The organism is Pantoea sp. SIMBA_079 (assembly GCF_046940275.1).
In the GTDB taxonomy this organism is placed as follows: Bacteria; Pseudomonadota; Gammaproteobacteria; order Enterobacterales; family Enterobacteriaceae; genus Pantoea; species Pantoea borealis.
In genome coordinates this window covers 1-347 of the sequence record NZ_JAWRYR010000095.1, presented here as the reverse complement: position 1 = coordinate 347, position 347 = coordinate 1, and the positions used below count along the sequence as shown (strand labels likewise).

The following is a 347-nucleotide window of genomic DNA, read 5'->3' as shown; positions in this document are numbered from 1 at the left end:
CCGGCGGCCGGACGGTTCTGTCGGCGCGCGGACTGGGCAAGTCCTTTGGCGGCTTTCACGCGGTCAGGAACGTCGATCTCGATGTGGAACATGCCCGCGTCCACGCGCTGATCGGGCCGAATGGCGCGGGCAAGACGACGACGCTCGGCATGGCGACCGGCCTGCTGCGCCCGGACGCCGGGGAGGTGCTCATCCACGGCGTCGACATGTGGAGGCAGCCCCTGGTCGCGAAGGCGATGATCGGCGTGCTCTCCGACGGCGTCCGGCTGTTCGACCGCCTCACCGGCCAGCAGCTCGTCGAGTACGCGGGCCTCCTCAGCGGCATGGATCGGCCGACTGCGCAGCAG

General features: G+C 70.6%; 1 protein-coding gene. It reads left to right on the top strand.

Annotated features, from left to right (window positions below; all coding sequences use genetic code 11):
• The coding region (locus tag SB719_RS19260) for an ATP-binding cassette domain-containing protein (RefSeq protein WP_412159618.1) at positions 1-347 on the top strand (347 nt) is incomplete at both ends.